Origin of the sequence: Isoptericola sp. NPDC060185 (assembly GCF_042728595.1) — a bacterium.
In the GTDB taxonomy this organism is placed as follows: Bacteria; Actinomycetota; Actinomycetes; order Actinomycetales; family Cellulomonadaceae; genus Isoptericola.
This window is the reverse complement of sequence record NZ_JBHWYY010000008.1, coordinates 18,375-34,691: the sequence shown is the minus strand read 5'-3', so window position 1 is coordinate 34,691 and position 16,317 is coordinate 18,375. Positions and strand designations below refer to the sequence as shown.

Below are 16,317 nucleotides of genomic sequence, written 5' to 3'. Positions count from 1 at the left end.
AGCAGGGTGGCGCCGTCGCCGGTGTTCCGCGAAGGTGGGACGCGATGAGCGACCAGCACGACGAGACGCCCGACCCTGACGCCCCCGCCCGCCCTACCGCCTCGTCCGGCCCGTCCGGCCCGTCCGGCCCGTCCGGCCCGTCCGGCCCGTCCGGCCCGGCAGGCCCTGCCCGGCGCACGCCGCCGCGGTGGGTGCGGTGGACCCTCGTCTCGGTGGCGGCCGCGCTGGCCTGCCTCGTCTTCGGCGTCACGACGGCGCAGGCCGAGCTGAGCCTCGGCCCGCACGAGGCCGTGTACGCGGTCGACACCGACGGCCTGGTCGTGGCCGACCTCGGTCCCCTGGGCACGCTCGAGATCGACTCGCCGCTGCCTCTCGGGCTGGGGCTCGACGTCGTGGTCAAGGAGATCCCGGCGGACCTGTCCGCCGTCGACCAGGCGGGCACGCTCGACATGCTCTCCGGCGACCTGCAGAACTATCTGCAGTTCTTCTCCAGCCCCCAGGAGACGGTGAGCACGGTCGCGCGGGCCCTGCTCTGGGACGCCGGGTGGCGCACCCTCGTCGCCGCGAACGTCGTCGTCGCCGCCGGCGTCGGCCTGCAGCTGCTGCTCGGCGCCGCCCGGCGCCGCGAGCTGTCCGCCCGCCTCGCCCCGCGCACCTGGGAGATCACCGCGGGCGTGGCCGTGACGAGCCTCGTCGTCGTGACGGTGGTGTCCGGGGGAGTGGCGCGGCCGGACACCCAGGGCCGCCCCGCGTCGCCCGTGTTCGCGGGCACCGCGCTCGAGGGCGCCACGATCACCGGCCGGCTCGCCGGGGTGGTGGACACCTACGGCGGGCAGCTCGTGAACCTCTACCGCCAGAACGAGGAGTTCTACGCCGCCGCGAACGACGACCTCGTCGCCGCGTGGGACGCGTGGGACGCCACCCACCCCGACCCGGCGGACGCCTCCGGCTCGCCCTCGGCGTCCCCGCCCTCGGGGACGTCCACGCCGTCCACGCCGTCCACGCCGTCCACGCCGTCGACGCCGGACGAGGACCTCGTGACCCTGCTCGTCGTGTCCGACCTGCACTGCAACATGGGCATGACGCCGCTGATCCGCACCACCGCGGAGCGCGCGGGCGTCGACGTCGTCCTCAACGCCGGCGACACCACCACGAACGGCACGTCCGTGGAGAAGGTCTGCGTCGACTCGTTCGCGACGGCGCCGCCCCGTGGCGTCCCGATGGTCGTGGCGGACGGCAACCACGACTCGCAGCTCACCTCCGCCCAGGAGGCCGCGCGCGGCCAGACGGTGCTCGACGGCAACGTCGTCGAGGTCAAGGGCATGCGCATCCTCGGGGACCGGGACGCCCTCGAGACCCGCGTCGGCGGCGGCACCAGCGTGGCGCGCGAGCGCACCCCGGAGGAGCAGGCGGCCGACCTCGCCGCCACCGCCTGCGACGACGGCGACGTGGACCTGCTGCTGGTCCACACGCCGGCCGTGGGGCTCGACGCCCTCGACACCGGCTGCGTGCCGTTCCAGGTGTCCGGGCACACGCACAAGCGGTCCGGGCCCGAGCAGGTGGGCCAGGGCATCCGGTACGTCAACGGCTCCACCGCCGGCGCCGCGCCGAACCAGCCCACCGTCGGGCCGTTGCACGGCACCGCGCAGATGACCGTGCTGCGCTTCGACCCAGAGTCGCGCCGCATGGTGGACGTGCAGGTGGTGAGCGTCACGCCCGACGGCGACGCCACGGTCGGCGAGCGCGAGCCGGTGCCCGCGATCGTGCCCCCGTCGGACGACGCGCTGCCGTCGTGATCGTCGACTGGTCCGGCTGCCGCAACGCGCGTGATCTCGGCGGTCTTCCCACGGCCGACGGGCGTCGCGTCCGCGAGGGCGCGCTGTTCCGGTCCGGCAGCCACGAACGCCTGACGGCGACCACGGTGGCCGCAGTCCGCCGTGGCGGGGTGGGCCGCGTCGTCGACCTGAGGGGACGGACCGAGTGCGGGGAGCAGCCGAGCCCGTTCGTCGGTGAGTCCGTCTACCAAAACGTCCCGATGGTCGCCGAGGTGCTGGCCTACGTGCCCCCTCCGGACACCTACGCGCCGATGCTGGACGGGCATCGCCGGCGGATCGGTGCCGCCTTCCGGGCCGTCGTGGAGGCACCGCCGGGGACGGTCGTCGTGCACTGCCAGGCCGGGCGGGACCGCACCGGGGTCCTCGTGGCGCTCCTGCTGAGCGTCGCCGGGGTGGCGCCCGAGCGGGTCGCCGACGAGTACGCGCGGACCGAGGGGTGCGACCCCGGCACGATGCTGAACACGGTGGCCCACCTGGAGGACCGCTACGGCGGGGTCGCCGCGTACCTCACGGGGTCTGGCGTCGCCCCGGCGCAGCTCGAGGAGGTCCGCCGCAGGCTCGTCGGGTGAGCCGACGTCGGACGGCGTCCGAACGCGCCGGATAGGCTCGGGACGTGCCCGAACCTGCCCTGCCCGCCCGTGCCGAAGACCCCGCCGTCGACCCTGCCGTCGACCCTGACGAGCTGACCCCCGTCGCCCAGGACTACCTCAAGGCGGTGTGGTCGGCCCAGGAGTGGTCCGACGAGAAGGTGACCACCGGGCTGCTGGCGGACCGGCTGGGCGTGGGCCCGTCGACGGTGTCGGAGACGGTGCGCCGCCTCACGACGCAGGGCCTGCTGGGCCACGAGCCGTACGGCGGCGTGTGGCTGACGGAGCTGGGCCGCCGCTACGCGCTGGTCATGGTGCGGCGCCACCGCCTGCTGGAGACGTGGCTGGTGCGCGACCTCGGGTACGGCTGGGACGAGGTGCACGACGAGGCCGAGGTGCTGGAGCACGCGGTGTCCGAGCGGCTGGTCGAGCGGATCTCGGCGCGCCTGGGGCACCCGGAGCGGGACCCGCACGGCGACCCGATCCCGTTCGCCGACGGCCGCGTGGTGCGGCCGGCGGCGGTGCCGCTGGTCGACCTCGAGGCGGGCGCCGGGGGAGTGGTCGCGCGGATCTCGGACGCCGACCCGGAGGCCCTGCGTTACCTGGCGGACCTGGGCATCGACCTGGACCTCCCGGTGCGGCTGACGTCCCGACGGGAGTTCGCCGGGACCGTGGGCGTGGCGTGGGAGGCGGACGGCCGCGAGAGGGCCGTGGACCTCGGCCTGCTGGCGGCCTCGCGCATCTGGGTGGTGCCCGCGTAGGCTGACCCGGTTCCCCGACGACGTGCGCACGGCTCCTCCGTGCCGCGTCGTCGAATCGTTTCGGGCCGCGCATGCCGAGCTGCGCGTGGCTCGGTAACCGCGCGTCGAGAGCGAGAGCACCGTGACCCAGACGACCGTTCCCCGGGGGGCGACCACCCGCGCGCCCCGCCCGGAGCACGTCGGGGCGGCGCTGTTCGCGCTCGCCGTCGGCGGATTCACCATCGGCACCACCGAGTTCGCCACCATGGGGCTGCTGCCCCAGATCGGCGCGAGCCTGGGCGTCAGCGACCCCGTGGTCGGCCATGCCATCACCGCGTACGCGGTCGGCGTCGTGGTCGGGGCGCCGCTGCTGACGGTGGCGGCCGCGCGGATGTCCCGCAAGCGGCTGCTGCTGTGCCTCATGGGGTTCTACACCGTGGCGAACGTGCTGTCGGCCGCCGCGCCGTCGATCGAGTGGTTGGTCGCGGGGCGCTTCCTCGCCGGGCTGCCGCACGGCGCGTTCTTCGGCGTCGGCGCGGCCGTCGGGGCGGCCGTGGCCGGGCCGGGCCGCCGCGGACACGCGGTGTCCATGATGATGACGGGCCTGACGGTCGCGAACGTCGTGGGCGTGCCCTTGTCCACCGCGGTCGGCCAGAGCCTGGGGTGGCGGGCCGCGTTCGTCGTCATCGGCGTGCTCGGGGCCGTGACCCTGCTCGGCATCTGGCGCTTCGTCCCGGAGCGGGGCCCGGTCGACTCCAGCGTGCGCCAGGAGCTCGCGACGCTGCGCAACGGGCCGCTGTGGATCTCGTTCGCCGCCGGCGCGATCGGCTTCGGCGGGCTGTTCGCGGTCTACACGTACGTGGCGCCCACCGTCACGCGCGTGGCCGGCATGTCCGAGAGCGCGGTCCCGTGGGTGCTCGCGGTGTTCGGCGTCGGCATGACGGTGGGCACGCTGCTCGGCGGGCGCCTCGTGGATCGCAACGTGCTCCGCACGGTGGTCGGGGGGTTCGTCGCGACCGCCCTGTCGCTCGTCCTCTTCGCCCTCACGGCCACGTCGCCGGTGCCCGCCGTCGTCGGGCTGTTCCTGCTCGCCGTCGCGTCCCAGGTGCTGGGCCTGGCGATGCAGACGCGACTCATGGACCTCTCGCCGCGGGCCCAGTCGCTCGGCGCCGCGCTGTGCCACTCCGCCCTCAACATCGGCAACGCGAGCGGCGCCTTCTTCGGCGGTCTCGTCATCGCCGCCGGGTACGGGTACCTCGCGCCCGCGTGGGTGGGCCTCGCGCTCACGATCGTCGGCCTGGCGATGGTGCTCGCCTTCGGCCGGCAGCGGGTCGCGCACGCGGGCTGACCTGCCCGAGGGGCGGGCCGCGGGCGCCGCGCGCGGCCCCCAGGAACGTGCGGTACGGTCGCGCCCGTGAGCCCGAGCGTGCGCGACGCGACCCAGGACGACCTCCCCGACGACGCCCCCGACGACGTGGCCGAGGCCGCGCCCGCGGCGGGCCCCCGCGGCCTGACGGCCCGCACCTACGGGGTGCTGCTGACGGTGCTGGGCGCGATCGGCTTCGGCGCCGCGTCGTGGCTCGCCATCGAGGAGTACCTCAAGCTGCTGGACCCGAACCGGGTCACGAGCTGCAGCTTCAACGTCTTCCTCGACTGCGGCGTCGCGATGATGTCCTGGCAGGGCACGCTGCTCGGCTTCCCCAACCCCTACCTCGGCGTCGCCGCGTTCCCCGTGGTGGTCACGACCGGCGTCGTCCTCCTCGCGGGCGCACGGCTGCCGCGGTGGTACCACCTGTCGCTGCTCGCCGTGACCGCGGTGGCGCAGCTGCTGATCTTCTTCCTCATGTGGACGAGCTTCTACGCGCTGGTCCGCCTGTGCCCCGCCTGCATGGTGGTGTGGACCATCCTCTGGCCGCTGCTGTGGTTCCAGGTGGTGCACGCGGTGCAGGAGCGCCACCTGCCCGTGGGCGACGGCCTGCGCCGCGCCGTCGTGCGCAACCGGGGCCTCGTGCTGATCATCGGCTACGTCGTCGCCGTGGGCTGGCTCCTGCTCGCTGTCGGCGGCCCGCTGTTCGAGTCGTTCGGGGTGTGAAAAACCGGCCGGGGGCGACAGTCCCGGCCGGTAGACTCGCCGGGTGAGCACGCCCGACACCGCACCCGCCCGATCCGAGGCTCCGACCGAGCCCACCCACCGCTACACGCCCGCCCTCGCCCAGCAGATCGAGGAGCGCTGGCAGGACCTGTGGGAGGAGCGCGGCACCTTCTGGGCGGCCAACCCGGCCGGCGCGCTCACGGACGGCGACGGCGAGCACGGCTCGGGCAGGCCGTTCTTCATCATGGACATGTTCCCGTACCCGTCGGGGGCGGGGCTGCACGTCGGGCACCCGCTGGGCTTCATCGCGACGGACGTCGTGGGCCGGTTCCGCATGATGAGCGGCGACAACGTGCTGCACGCGCTGGGCTACGACGCGTTCGGGCTGCCCGCCGAGCAGTACGCGGTGCAGACCGGCCAGCACCCGCGCATCACCACCGAGCAGAACATTGTCACCATGAAGCGCCAGATGCGGCGCCTGGGCGTCGCGCACGACGAGCGCCGCACGTTCGCCACGATCGACCCCGAGTACGTCCGCTGGACGCAGTGGATCTTCCTGCAGATCTTCGACTCCTGGTACGACGCCGCAGCGGACGGCGGCAAGGGCCGCGCCCGGCGCATCGCCGAGCTGGAGGCGGAGTACGCCTCGGGTGCCCGCGCACTGCCCGACGGCCGCGCCTGGTCCGACCTGAGCGACCTGGAGCGCCGGGACGTCGTGGACGCCCAGCGCCTGGCGTACGTCGACGAGTCCGTCGTGAACTGGTGCCCGGGCCTGGGCACGGTGCTGGCCAACGAGGAGGTCACGGCCGACGGCCGCTCCGAGCGCGGCAACTTCCCCGTCTTCCAGCGCGAGCTGCGCCAGTGGAAGATGCGGATCACGGCGTACGCCGACCGCCTGACCGACGACCTGGAGCTGATCGACTGGCCCGAGAAGGTCAAGTCGATGCAGCGCAACTGGATCGGCCGCTCCACGGGCGCGAACGTCCGGTTCGACGTCGTCGGCACCGCCGACCACGACGCGGCCGGCGCGGGCGCGCAGGTCGAGGTCTTCACCACCCGCCCGGACACGCTGTTCGGCGCGACGTTCATGGTCGTGGCGCCCGAGCACCCGCTGCTCGACGAGGTGCCCGCGGCCTGGCCCGACGGCACGCGCAGCGTCTGGACCGGCGGGCACGCCACCCCGGTCGAGGCCGTGGCCGCGTACCGCCGCGAGGCGGCGTCGAAGACCGCCGTCGAGCGGCAGGCCGACGCCGGCAAGAAGACCGGCGTCTTCACCGGGCACCTGGCCGTGAACCCCGTCAACGGCGCCACCGTGCCGGTGTTCACCGCCGACTACGTGCTGATGGGCTACGGCACCGGCGCGATCATGGCGGTGCCGGGCGGCGACCAGCGCGACTTCGACTTCGCCGAGGCGTTCGAGCTGCCCGTGATCCGCACCGTGGAGCCCGCCGGCGGCCTGCCGGACGACTTCGCGGGCGCGTACACGGGCGACGGCGTGACCGTGAACTCCGCCAACGACGAGATCAGCCTGGACGGGCTGGGCGTGGCCGAGGCCAAGGAGCGGGTCGTCGCGTGGCTGCAGGCCCGCGGCGCCGGCGAGGGCACCACCACGTACCGCCTGCGCGACTGGCTGTTCAGCCGTCAGCGCTACTGGGGCGAGCCGTTCCCCATCCTGTGGGACGACCAGGACCGCCCGGTCGCGATCCCGTCCCACCTGCTGCCCGTCGACCTGCCCGAGGTGCCGGACTTCGCGCCGCGCACCTTCGACCCGCAGGACGCCGACTCGAACCCCGAGGCGCCGCTGGGTCGCAACGAGGAGTGGGTGCACGTCACCCTGGACCTGGGCGACGGGCCGAAGACCTACCGCCGCGACACCAACACCATGCCCAACTGGGCCGGGTCGTGCTGGTACTACCTGCGCTACCTGGACCCGACGGACTCCACCGACGGGCCGTCGGAGGGCACCGCCGTCGTCGACCCCGCGCTGGAGTCGTACTGGATGGGCCCGCGCCACAACGCGACCTCCGGCCCTGCCGGCGGCGTCGACCTCTACGTCGGCGGCGTCGAGCACGCCGTGCTGCACCTGCTGTACGCGCGCTTCTGGCACAAGGTGCTGCTGGACCTGGGCTACGTCTCCTCGGTGGAGCCGTTCGGCAAGCTGTTCAACCAGGGGTACATCCAGGCGTACGCGTACACCGACTCCCGCGGCTTCTACGTGCCCGCCGGCGAGGTCGAGGGCGACGAGCAGACCGGCTTCACGTACCGGGGCGAGACCGTCAACCGTGAGTACGGGAAGATGGGCAAGTCCCTGAAGAACGTCGTCACGCCGGACGAGATGTACGAGCAGTACGGCGCCGACACGTTCCGCGTGTACGAGATGTCGATGGGTCCCCTGGACCTGTCGCGACCGTGGGAGACGCGCGCCGTCGTCGGCTCGCAGCGCTTCCTGCAGCGGCTGTGGCGCAACGTCGTGGACGAGGAGACGGGCGCCGTCGTCGTCACCGACGACGAGCCGGACACCGCCACCCTGCGGGCGATGCACCGGGCGATCGCGGACGTCCGCGTCGAGATGGAGCACATGCGGCCCAACACGGCGATCGCCAAGCTCATCACGTACAACAACCACCTGACGTCGCTGGACCGCGTGCCGCGCGCCGCCGTCGAGCCCCTGGTGCTGATGGTCGCGCCCATCGCCCCGCACATCGCGGAGGAGCTGTGGTCCCGGCTCGGGCACGACGGGTCGCTGGCCCGCCGGCCCTTCCCCGCCGCCGACGAGCAGTACCTGGTCGAGGACACCGTGACCTGCGTCGTGCAGGTCAAGGGCAAGGTGCGCGGCCGCCTCGAGGTGCCGCCGTCCATCTCGGACGCCGACCTGGAGGCCGCGGCCCTCGCCGAGCCGAACGTGGTCCGCGCGATCGACGGTGCCCCCGTGCGCAAGGTGATCGTGCGCGCGCCGAAGCTCGTCAACATCGTCGTCTGAGCTTGTCGACGCCACCCGCGAGGTCCCGGCAGGAGGGCTCTCGCCTCGAGGGCGCCCTGGCCCGCAGCCAGGGCGCCTTCGGCACGCCCGCGCTCGCCCTGCTGCACCGCAAGGAGGGGCCGCTGGTCGTCGCCCTCCTCTCCCTGATCTTCACTCCGGGGCGCGCCACGGTGCCCACCGAGCAGATGCACGTGGAGGTCGAGGACCTGCTCGCCGAGGCCCGCGCGGTCGGCCACGACGTGCCCGACGACGCCGCCCGGGCCCTCTGCTCGCGCTGGGTCGCCGGCCGGTGGCTCGTCCGCGCGCTCGACGACGACGGCGTCGAGCAGTACCAGGTGAGCTCGCACGCGGCCGAGGCGCTGGCGTTCGTCGACCGCACCCAGGGGGCGCGCGCCCTGGTGAGCGAGTCGCGCATCCGCACGCTGCTCGTCGCCCTGGACGGGCTCGCGCGCGACGCCCGCCCCGACCGTGCCTCCCAGCAGCGCGCGCTGCGCGAGCAGGTGGCCCGCGCCCGCGACGAGATCGCCGCGGCGGAGGCCGAGCTCGCGCGGCTCGAGGCGGGCGGCGAGGTCGTGCAGGCGCCCGCCGAGCGGCTGGTCGAGCAGTTCGACAACGTCGCCGCCCTCGTGCGCGAGCTGCCGGCCGACTTCGCCCGCGTCGCCGAGTCGATCGCGGAGCTCCAGCGCAGCATCGTCACGGGCCTGCGCCAGGACGAGCGGCCCACGGGCGAGGTGCTGGGCGCCTACCTCGAGGCGTCCGACTCGCTCATGGAGCGCACGCCCGAGGGGCGCGCGTTCTCCGGGGCGATGGAGCTGCTGCGCGACCCGCAGCTGCTGGGTCAGGTGGACGAGCGGGTCCGGGCCGTGCTCGCGCACCCGTTCGCGGCGGACCTGCCCGCCGACCGGCGCGAGGCGGTGCGTGCGCTGTACTCCCAGCTCCTCGCCTCCGTCGACGGCGTCCTCGACGCCCAGGCGCGCGCGTCGCGCACCATCACGCAGCAGCTCACCGTGCACAACCCGCTGCGCGACCGCGAGCTCGACGCCGCCCTGCGGGAGGCGACCGCCGCGATGGCGGAGTGGTTCCCCGAGTCCGGCCGCGCCGCTCGCGTCGAGCCGCTGCGCTGGCTGGAGCGCGCGCGCCTCGGGCGGTTCCGCGCCCAGCTGCACGACCTGCGCCCCGAGACCCTCCCGGACGCCCTGGCCGACCTCGACGACCCCGGCCACGACGCGGGCGGAGAGCCCGGGGAGGTCCTGGGCGGCCTGCGGGGCATGGGCGGGCCCCGCTACGAGGAGACCACCGCGCACGCCGCGCGCGTCCTGCGAGAGCGGGGGAGCGCGACCGCCGACGAGGTGTTCGCGGCGGCGCCCGCCGAGCTGCGCCGCCCGGTCGAGCTGCTGGGCTATCTGGAGCTCGCCGCGCCGGGGGCGCTCGACGACGCGCTCGTGGACGGCGACGTGCCCGCCGCCCGCCTGCGCCGTGTCACGACCGTGCGCGCCGACGGCACCACCCGCGAGCTGGTGGTGCCGCTGGTGCAGATCGAGGTGCCGGGCACCCACGACGAGGAGGACGCGTGACCGAGACGACCACCGCGACGGACACCGGCGCGACGGCGACCGAGGCGGCGCCGGGGGCGGCGCCGTTCGTCGAGGCCCTGGCGATGGCGGACGACGACGCGGCGCTGTTCGCCGGCGACACGGGCGTGCTGCCGTACGAGGCGCGCCGCGCGCTGGCGCTGGTGCTGCAGCGCCGCTATCTGTCCGCGGCCGCGCACCCGGCGGAGTGGAAGGCGCTGCTCGCGCACCAGAACGTGCTCGCGTCGCGCTGCCACGACCTCTTCGTGGAGCTCGTCGTGGACCGCGACTACGAGATCGCCTACAAGCGGCAGGTGCGCGAGGCGGGCCTCAGCATCCCCGTGCTGCTCAAGGACGAGCCGTACAAGCGGGTCGAGACGCTGCTCATGCTGTTCGCGCGCAACCGGTTCCGCCAGGAGCAGGGCGCCGGGGAGCGGGCCGCGCACGTCGACGCGGAGGAGCTGGTCGACTACGCGCTCGGCTTCCTCGCCGCGGACGAGACCAACCTGGCCGCGCGGCGCCGCGAGATCGACAACGCCGTCGCGACGCTCGTGCGCGAGCACGTGCTCGACGAGGTCGCCGAGGGTCGCTACCGGGTGCAGCCCGTCGTGGAGATCCTGCTCCCGGTGGAGCGGCTGCGGGAGCTGACCTCGTGGCTGCGGGGCGCCGCCGTCGTGCCGCCCGAGGAGCCGGAGGACGACGAGCCCGACGAGGTCGACGAGGACGAGGAGTTCCGCGCGTGACGATCACCAGCGACCCCGCGGAGCAGACCGCGGCACCGCGCATGCAGCAGTCGCTGTTCGGGCTGATCCCGACGGCGTCGGACGGGCGGCAGTGGACGGCCCGCTCCATGCAGCTGGTCAGCTGGGGCGGCTACCACGGGTACCACGAGGTGCGGTTCGCGGGCACGACGACGCTGCTCACGGGCGCGTCCGGGTCCGGGAAGTCGACGCTGCTCGACGCGTACATCGCGCTGATGATGAGCCACACGACGCCGTTCAACGGAGCGTCGAACACGGCGACCAGCGGCCGGGCGCGCGGGCTGGAGCAGCGCAACGTCGTCTCGTACGCCCGCGGCAAGCTGGACGAGGAGCGCTCCGCCGGCTCGGCGCGCGCCAAGGACCGCGTGCTGCGCGGAGAGACGTCCGACACCTGGTCGGCGATCGCGATGACCTGGTCCTCGCAGTCGGGGGAGCGGTTCACGGCGCTGCGCGCCTGGTACGTGCCCCGCGGGGCGCAGCGCACCGACGAGACGGTCGCGGTGCGCGCCGTGGTCGACGCCGACTTCAGCCTGCGTGCGCTGGAGCCGCTGGTCGCGCAGCGGTTCGCCAAGCCCGGGCTGACGGCGCTGGGCCTGGCCACGTTCGACACCGACAAGGCGTTCGCCACCCGCCTGCACGCCGCGCTCGGCATCGGCGCCGCCGGCGACGGCGAGAAGGCGATGCAGCTGCTGGGCCGCATCCAGGCGGGCCAGCAGATCACCACGGTCGACTCGCTCTACAAGGCCATGGTGCTCGAGGAGCCGGAGACCATCCGCGTGGCCGAGCGCGCCGTCGAGCACTTCGACGAGCTCAGCGAGGTGCGCGCCGAGATGACCACGGCGCAGCGCCAGGTGGACGTGCTGCGGCCCATGCTCGGGCACCGTGCCGCGATCGACGAGGCCGCCGCCGCGGCGCGCCTGGTCGAGGCGCTCGGCCCCGACGGCGGCCCTGGCGGCGAGGTCACGCCCTTCACCGCCTGGCGCGACCGCACCCAGCTCGACCTGCTGCGGGCGGCCGAGGCGGAGAACCGCGCCCAGCACAAGGCGGCGGCCGAGCGGGTCGCCGTCGCCGACGAGCGCCTGGGCGCTGCCGACGCCGAGCTGGAGCAGGTGCGCGCGGACCAGCGCCGCAACGGCGGCGACGCCATCGAGGCGGCGGAGCGCGACGTGCGCACGGCCGAGCAGCGGCTCGCCGAGGTGCGTCGTGCCCGCGCGGAGCTCGAGGGCCACCTGGCGCCGCTGGAGCGGGAGGTGGGCACGCGCCGCGAGCTGGACGCGCTGCACGCCGACGCCCGCCGTTACCTCGAGGCCCGCGACGAGCACACCGACGCGCTGTCGGAGGCCGTGGTCGAGGCGTCCGCGCGCGAGAAGGACGCGATGCGGGCGCTGGCCGACCTCGAACGCGAGGAGGCCTCCCTCAAGGCGCGTCGCGGCAACGTGCCCCGCGAGCTGCACGAGGCGCGCGAGGCCCTGGCCCGCGCCGCCGGGATGCGCGCCGAGGACGTGCCGTTCGTCGGCGAGCTCCTCGAGGTCCGGGGCGAGTACGAGCCGTGGCGCGACGCGATCGGCCTCGCCCTCGGGGGCTTCGCCGTGACGATCCTGGTCGACGACGACCGGCTCGACGCCTTCCGCGCCGCGATCGACGCCGTGCGCTCGCCGGTCCGGGTCCGCTTCGAGGGCGTGCCCACGGGCATGCCGTTGCACGAGGAGGCCGACCGCACCCTGCTGCCCGGCCGTCTCGAGGTCAAGGCGGGGCCGTTCGGCGGCTGGCTCGCCGGCCGGCTCGCCGAGCGGTTCGCGTACGTCTGCGTGGACGACCCGGCCGAGCTGCACCGCCACGACCTGGCGCTCACACGCTCCGGGCAGACGTCCGAGGGACGGCGCGGCGCGCACGGCGGCCAGGGCCGGTCGTCCGTGCTGGGCTTCAGCAACCACCGGCGCCTCGAGCAGCTCGCCGAGCAGATCGGCGCGGCGCACGCCGAGCTGCGGCAGGCCGCCGAGTCCCTCGCGGGCGCCCGGCTGCGGCAGAAGGGCGAGGCCGACCACTTCGTCGCACACAGCCAGGCCCTGCGCGCCGACTGGGACGACGTCGACGTGCGGGGCGCCGAGGAGCGCCTCGCCGAGCGGCGCGACCGGCTCGAGGCGCTCGTCGCGGGCTCCGACGTGCTGCGCGCGCTCAAGGCCGACGAGGAGGCTCTGCGGGCGCGGGTCGCCGAGCTGCACCGCGAGCGTGCGGAGGCCCAGCACCGCGTCACCGAGCTGGGGTCGGCGTGGGAGCAGATCAGCGACCAGGTGGACCAGGTGGCGGACGCCGTCGAGCGCGCCGACGCCGACGGGGTCGAGCTCACGGCGGAGCAGGAACGGCGGCTCACCGACCTCATGACGCAGGTCGGCTGGTCGGGCGTCGCCGGGGGTCCGGGCGGCGGGCTCGCCGACCTCACCACCGCGGTGGCCGCCGTCGTGCGCGAGCTGCACCACGAGCGGGAGACGGCGCGCGAGACCGAGCGGGCCGCCCGCGCCGCCCTGCAGGCGCTGTTCGAGCGGTTCGACGACACGTGGCCGGACCCGAACCGCACCGCCGACCCGGACGCCGCCTACGCGGACTTCCTGCGCATCTTCGAGGAGCTGGAGTACCAGCAGCTCTACCGGCTGCGCGACCGCTGGTCGGCGCACCTGCGCCAGATGTCCGGCGACCAGCTCACCCGGCTCAACAACGGGATCGCGCAGGCGGTGGCGGAGATCCGCGACCGCATGGAGCCCGTCAACGCCATCCTCGCCACGCTGCCGTTCCGGGACGACGAGCACCGACTGCGGATCACGGCCACGCCCGTCGAGGCGGGCGACGTCGCGTCCTTCCGGCGCCAGCTGCGCGAGCTGGCGACCACCCCGGCCGGGGACGTGCCGCTCGCCGAGCACGAACGCCGCTATGCCCGCATGACCAGGCTCATCGACCGCATCCGCCCGGACAGCCCCGAGCGGCGCCGCTTGGTGGACGTGCGCGACCACGTGCGCGTCAGCGCCGAGTGCGTGGACCTCGAGGGCAACCACGTGAGCGTGTACGACCACATCGCCGGCAAGTCCGGCGGCGAGTCGCAGGAGCTGGTCGCGTTCATCGTCGGGGCGGCGCTGCGCTACCAGCTCGGCGACGCCGGCGCGGAGCGGCCCCGGTACGCGCCGGTCTTCCTGGACGAGGCGTTCATCAAGGCCGACGCCCGGTTCGCCGGCCGCGCCGTCGGCGCCTGGCGCGGGCTCGGCTTCCAGCTCGTCGTCGGCGCCCCGCTCGACAAGGTGAGCGCGCTGGAGCCGCACGCCGACGTCGTGCTGCAGGCGATCAAGGACGCGACCGGTCGGTCGCGGCTCGTGACGCTCGTGGGGGAGTAGGCCCCGCCGGCGCGGAGGTCAGCGGGTCGAGGGGGCCGTCGCCAGGGGGATGAGGACCTCGCGCAGGAGGCGCTCCACGTACGCGGGGGTCAGCTCGGCGCCCTCGACCACCTTGCGGTAGGAGATGAGCGCCGGCACCACCGCGCTCACGAGGTCGAGGTCGCGGTCGGCCGGCACCTCGCCGCGGTCGCGGGCACGCTCGAGGACCGTGCGCATCTGCTGGACCTTCGGCCGCACGAAGCTCGTGTGGAACTGGCGCGCGAGCTCGGGGTCGGAGCGGACCTCCGCCATCAGGCCGGGGATGAGACGGTCGGTACCCGCCGTCTTGCGCGCGCGCCGGAGCTTCTCCAACGCCAGCAGGTCGCCCTCGAGCGAGCCGGTGTCGGGGATGTCGGCGGGGTCGAGGTCGTGGCCCAGGCCGCAGGTGATCGCCTCGACGGCGAGGTCCGACTTCGTGGTCCAGCGGCGGTACAGCGTGGCCTTGCTGGCACCGGCACGCCCGGCGACGGCGTCCATCGTCATGCCGCCGTACCCGACCTCGGCGAGGAGCTCGCGGGCGGCGTCGAGGATCGCGACGTCGCGGGAGGCGTCGCGGGGACGCCCGCCGCGCGCGGCGGGGGAGGCGGGTGCGTCGTCGACGACGTCGTCGGCGGCCTTCATGATGGTCCTTCCGTCCGTGCGTCCGAGGGTGGGACGAGCATGTCACCCCGGCGGCCGTGTTCGCCGTCGGTGAACACGACGTTAATTCCGGTACTCATGGGTTTCGAAACCGACGAGTACCGCATACGGTCGATGGTACCCGCGCCCGGCACGTCCCGGGGCGCGTTGCCCTCCTCCTCTCCTCGGGAGCATCCTCCATGACCACACCTCCGGCGCCGTCGCGCGCCTCGGACCTCCGCCGCTGGCTGGTCCTGGCGACCGTCGCCATCGCCCAGCTCATGGTCGTGCTCGACGCGACCATCGTGAACATCGCCCTCCCGTCGGCCCAGGCCGAGCTGGGCTTCAGCGACAACGACCGCCAGTGGGTCGTCACCGCCTACGCGCTCGCCTTCGGCAGCCTCCTGCTGCTCGGCGGCCGCATGTCCGACCTGCTCGGCCGCCGCCGCACGTTCCTCGTCGGCCTCGTCGGCTTCGCCCTGGCGTCCGCCCTCGGCGGCGCGGCGCAGAGCTTCGAGATGCTCGTGGCGGCCCGCGCGCTGCAGGGCGTCTTCGCCGCGGTGCTCGCACCGTCGGCGCTCTCGGTGCTGACCACCACCTTCACCGAGCCGTCCGAGCGCGGCCGCGCGTTCGGCGTCTTCGGCGCGATCGCCGGGGTGGGCGGCGCTGTCGGCCTCCTCCTCGGAGGGTTCCTCACGCAGAACTTCGACTGGCGCTGGAACCTCTACGTCAACCTCGTGTTCGCGGCGGTCGCCGTGGTCGCCGGGCTCGTGCTGCTGCCCCGCGGCGAGCAGCGTCGCCGGCACCGGCTCGACGTGCCCGGCGTCGCGCTGGGCTCGGGCGGGCTGTTCCTCCTGGTGTACGGCTTCTCGCAGGCGGAGCCCCAGGGGTGGGGCTCGCCGTGGACCTGGGGCCCGCTCGTGGCGTCCGTCGTCCTGCTCGTGGCCTTCGTCCGGTGGCAGGCCCGCGCCGCGCAGCCGCTCCTGCCGCTGTCGATCGTGCGCGACCGTGACCGCGCGGGCTCGTACGTCGCGATCTTCGTGGCCGGCGTCGGCATGTTCGGCGTCTCCCTGTTCCTCACCTACTACCTACAGGCGACGATGGGCTACGACCCGATGCGCACGGGCGTGGCGTTCCTGCCGATGGTGCTCGCCCTCGTCGCCACGGCGCAGGTGTCCAACAACGTCACGCTGCCGCGCCTCGGCGCGAAGGTCCTGGTCCCGGTCGGGCTGGCGATCTGCGCCGTGGCGATGCTGTGGCTCTCGCGGCTCGACGTCGACAGCACCTACGCCACCGGCGTCCTGCCCGCGCTCGTGCTCCTCGGGATCGGCTTCGGTAGCGTGATGCCGCCGTCGATCCAGACGGCGACCGTCGGCGTGCAGGGGCCGTACGCGGGCGTCGCGTCGGCGATGGTCTCCACCTCCCAGCAGGTGGGCGGCGCGATCGGGACGGCCGTGCTCAACACGCTCGCCGCGACCGCCGCGACGTCCTGGGTCACGGGCCACCTGCCCGCGACGCCGGCCGTCGCCGCGCAGGCCGCGGTGCACAGCTACGACGTCGCCTTCACGTGGTCCGCGGGAATCTTCGTGGTCGGCGCGCTCCTCGCCGCCGCCCTGTTCCGGACCAGGGGCGCGCGCGAGCACCGGGCGACGACCCTCGCCGCCCCGGCCGTCGCGCACGCAGGGACGGCGGCCGCGGCCCGTGTGTAGTGTCG

11 protein-coding genes are annotated in these 16,317 nt (G+C 74.5%); 10 read left to right on the top strand and 1 reads right to left on the bottom strand.

Features of this window, described 5'->3' with window-relative positions; translation table 11 throughout:
• Window positions 1-44 precede the first annotated feature (44 nt).
• The 9 genes from ACFWDO_RS05020 to ACFWDO_RS04980 all read left to right on the top strand — a co-directional run bounded on the left by ACFWDO_RS05020 (window position 45) and on the right by ACFWDO_RS04980 (window position 13,946).
• Complete coding sequence (locus tag ACFWDO_RS05020; protein WP_380315939.1) at window positions 45-1,796, top strand: metallophosphoesterase family protein; 1,752 nt, start codon at window positions 45-47, stop codon at window positions 1,794-1,796.
• Complete coding sequence (locus ACFWDO_RS05015; RefSeq protein WP_380315942.1) at window positions 1,793-2,404, top strand: tyrosine-protein phosphatase; 612 nt, start codon at window positions 1,793-1,795, stop codon at window positions 2,402-2,404. The genes ACFWDO_RS05020 and ACFWDO_RS05015 overlap by 4 nt, the downstream gene beginning before the upstream one ends.
• A gap of 59 nt (window positions 2,405-2,463) precedes the next feature.
• On the top strand, window positions 2,464-3,183 hold the full coding sequence (locus ACFWDO_RS05010) for a metal-dependent transcriptional regulator (RefSeq protein ID WP_380316009.1): 720 nt from the start codon (window positions 2,464-2,466) through the stop codon (window positions 3,181-3,183).
• Window positions 3,184-3,304: 121 nt separating this feature from the next.
• The gene (locus tag ACFWDO_RS05005; protein WP_380315945.1) at window positions 3,305-4,510 is read left to right on the top strand and encodes an MFS transporter; all 1,206 of its coding nucleotides are present in this window, start codon (window positions 3,305-3,307) and stop codon (window positions 4,508-4,510) included.
• A 66-nt stretch (window positions 4,511-4,576) separates the two neighbouring features.
• Complete coding sequence (locus ACFWDO_RS05000; protein WP_380315948.1) at window positions 4,577-5,254, top strand: vitamin K epoxide reductase family protein; 678 nt, start codon at window positions 4,577-4,579, stop codon at window positions 5,252-5,254.
• 43 nt (window positions 5,255-5,297) lie between these two features.
• Window positions 5,298-8,234, top strand: a complete 2,937-nt coding sequence (gene leuS, locus ACFWDO_RS04995; RefSeq protein WP_380315951.1) for a leucine--tRNA ligase — start codon at window positions 5,298-5,300, stop codon at window positions 8,232-8,234.
• 2 nt (window positions 8,235-8,236) lie between these two features.
• Entirely contained in the window at window positions 8,237-9,808 is a 1,572-nt protein-coding gene (locus tag ACFWDO_RS04990) for a DUF3375 family protein (RefSeq protein WP_380315954.1), read from the top strand.
• Window positions 9,805-10,548, top strand: coding sequence for a DUF4194 domain-containing protein (locus tag ACFWDO_RS04985; protein WP_380315957.1), 744 nt, complete (start codon window positions 9,805-9,807; stop codon window positions 10,546-10,548). Before ACFWDO_RS04990 ends, ACFWDO_RS04985 begins: the two co-directional genes overlap by 4 nt.
• A complete protein-coding gene (locus ACFWDO_RS04980; protein ID WP_380315960.1) occupies window positions 10,545-13,946 on the top strand; it encodes an ATP-binding protein in 3,402 nt (1,133 codons plus the stop codon). Before ACFWDO_RS04985 ends, ACFWDO_RS04980 begins: the two co-directional genes overlap by 4 nt.
• An 18-nt stretch (window positions 13,947-13,964) precedes the next feature.
• On the opposite strand, the gene ACFWDO_RS04975 is transcribed toward ACFWDO_RS04980, so the two are convergent.
• Window positions 13,965-14,606: a TetR/AcrR family transcriptional regulator gene (locus ACFWDO_RS04975; RefSeq protein WP_380315963.1), complete on the bottom strand. Its 642-nt coding sequence runs from the start codon at window positions 14,604-14,606 to the stop codon at window positions 13,965-13,967.
• Between the two features lie 197 nt (window positions 14,607-14,803).
• Here ACFWDO_RS04975 and ACFWDO_RS04970 point away from each other — a divergent pair, with 197 nt between their 5' ends.
• Complete coding sequence (locus tag ACFWDO_RS04970) at window positions 14,804-16,312, top strand: MFS transporter (RefSeq protein ID WP_380315966.1); 1,509 nt, start codon at window positions 14,804-14,806, stop codon at window positions 16,310-16,312.
• Window positions 16,313-16,317: the final 5 nt, after the last annotated feature.